At 62.3% G+C, this 2,361-nt stretch carries 2 protein-coding genes and 1 pseudogene; all 3 read left to right on the top strand.

The features are described 5' to 3' along the window. On the top strand, positions 1-898 hold an 898-nt coding region (gene sufB, locus EN932_RS34170; RefSeq protein WP_128369439.1), incomplete at its 5' end, for a Fe-S cluster assembly protein SufB. A gap of 27 nt (positions 899-925) precedes the next feature. Further along, positions 926-1,681: a Fe-S cluster assembly ATPase SufC gene (gene sufC / locus EN932_RS34165; RefSeq protein ID WP_023810312.1), complete on the top strand. Its 756-nt coding sequence runs from the start codon at positions 926-928 to the stop codon at positions 1,679-1,681. A gap of 19 nt (positions 1,682-1,700) precedes the next feature. Next, positions 1,701-2,361 (top strand): annotated as a pseudogene (locus EN932_RS34160) (Fe-S cluster assembly protein SufD); the annotation flags it as partial.

Genomic DNA, 2,361 nt, shown 5'->3' with positions numbered 1-2,361 from the left:
GAATTCGGCCGTGTTCACCGACGGCTCGTTCGTCTTCGTGCCCAAGGGCGTGCGCTGCCCGATGGAGCTGTCGACCTATTTCCGCATGAACGAGAAGAACACCGGCCAGTTCGAGCGCACGCTGATCATCGCCGAGGAGGGGGCTTACGTCTCCTATCTCGAAGGCTGCACGGCGCCGCAGCGCGATGAGAACCAGCTGCATGCCGCCGTCGTCGAACTGGTGGCGCTCGACGATGCCGAGATCAAATATTCGACGGTGCAGAACTGGTATCCCGGAGACGCCGAGGGCAAGGGTGGCATCTACAATTTCGTCACCAAGCGCGGCGACTGCCGTGGCGATCGCTCGAAGATCTCGTGGACGCAGGTCGAGACCGGCTCGGCGATCACCTGGAAATATCCGAGCTGCATCCTGCGCGGCGATGATTCCTCCGGCGAATTCTATTCGATCGCCGTGTCGAACGGCTATCAGCAGGTCGACAGCGGCACCAAGATGATCCACCTCGGCAAGAACACGTCGAGCCGCATCATCTCCAAAGGCATCGCCGCCGGCTTCTCGCAGAACACCTATCGCGGCCAGGTCTCGGCGCACCGCAAGGCGACCAACGCCCGCAACTTCACCAACTGCGATTCCCTGCTGATCGGCGACCAGTGCGGCGCGCACACCGTGCCCTACATGGAAGCCAAGAATTCGACGGCGCAGTTCGAGCACGAAGCGACCACGTCGAAGATTTCCGAGGACCAGAAATTCTACGTCATGCAGCGCGGTATCCCTGAAGAGGAGGCGATCGCGCTGATCGTCAACGGCTTCGTCAAGGACGTCATCCAGCAACTGCCGATGGAATTCGCTGTCGAGGCGCAGAAGCTGATCGGTATCTCGCTTGAGGGCTCGGTCGGCTGACCGGACAGATATTCAGGAAACGAAAAAATGCTTGAAATCAGAAACCTGCACGCCCGCATCGTCGATGACGGCACCGAAATCATCCGCGGTCTGAACCTGACGGTGAAAGCCGGCGAGGTTGCCGCGATCATGGGGCCGAACGGCTCGGGCAAATCGACGCTGTCCTACATCCTCGCCGGTCGCGAGGACTATGAGGTGACCGAAGGCGACATCCTCTACAACGGCCAGTCGATCCTCGAAATGGATCCGGCCGAGCGCGCCACGTCAGGCATTTTCCTCGCCTTCCAGTATCCGATGGAGATACCGGGCGTCGCCACCATGGAATTCCTGAAGGTGGCGATGAACGAGCAACGCAAGGCGCGTGGCGAGGAGCCGCTGAAGATCCCGGAATTTTTGAAGCGCGTGAAGGAAGCCGCCGCCTCGCTCAGCATGGACATGGCGATGCTCAAGCGGCCGCTCAATGTCGGCTTCTCCGGTGGCGAGAAGAAGCGGGCGGAGATCCTGCAGATGAAGCTGCTGGAGCCGAAATTGTGCGTGCTCGACGAAACCGATTCCGGGCTCGACATCGATGCGCTGAAGATCGTTTCCGATGGCGTCAACGCGCTGCGCGCGCCGGACCGGGCGTTCCTGGTCATCACCCATTACCAGCGCCTGCTTGAGCACATCGTGCCCGACACCGTGCATGTGCTCTACAAGGGGCAGGTCATCAAGTCAGGCGACAAGTCGCTGGCGCTCGACCTGGAAGCCAATGGCTATGCCGGCGTGATCGGCGAAGCAGCGTGAGATGCCAGAGGTAATACCGATGAACATGCACGCACAACCGCAGCGGACACCGGCCGAGACAGCGTTGATCGACGCGTTCGGCGACCGGTTGTCGCTGCTGCCCGGCGACGGCGCGGTGATGCTGAAGCGCGACGACGCCATCGAGACGATCAAGCACGGCCTGCCGACGCGGCGCGTCGAATCCTGGCACTACACCGACCTGCGCCGGTTGCTGAATACCGTGCCGGACTTCGACCCGGCCGCCTTGGCCAAAGTCATTGCGCCGATCGTCGACGGTTCCACCGTGGTGTCGATCCTGAACGGCAAGTCCGACGCCAAAGCGCCGGTTCTTGAAGGCGTCTCTTTCCAGCGCCTGTCGGAAAAGCTGGTCGACGGCAGCGCAGCACCTGGGCTCGACCCCTATGGCAGCGACGACGCCATCGGCGCGCTGAACACGGCTTTCGTCGCCGACGGATATTTTGTCGACATCGCCGATGGCGTGGAACTCGAAAAGCCGGTCGAGCTGCAGAACCTGCAGGCCGGCGGCCAGACCCATGTGCGCCTGCCAGTGCGTGTCGGCGCCGGCGCCAAGGCCGTCATCGTCGAACGGCAGACAGGTGACGGCGCTGCCCTGGGCAGCTCGGTCAGCCAGCTCGTGCTCGGCGAAGGCGCCGAGGTGACGTGGCTGATTGTCCAGGAAC

The organism is Mesorhizobium sp. M7A.F.Ca.US.002.01.1.1 (genome assembly GCF_004022955.1).
Taxonomy (GTDB): Bacteria; Pseudomonadota; Alphaproteobacteria; order Rhizobiales; family Rhizobiaceae; genus Mesorhizobium; species Mesorhizobium ciceri.
Note: the sequence above shows the minus strand (reverse complement) of the source record. Positions and strands in the feature narration are given on the sequence as shown.

Coding starts and splice junctions, on each gene's coding strand:
- sufC (WP_023810312.1), top strand. CDS start 926: ATGCTTGAAATCAGAAACCTGCACGCCCGCATCGTCGATGACGGCACC.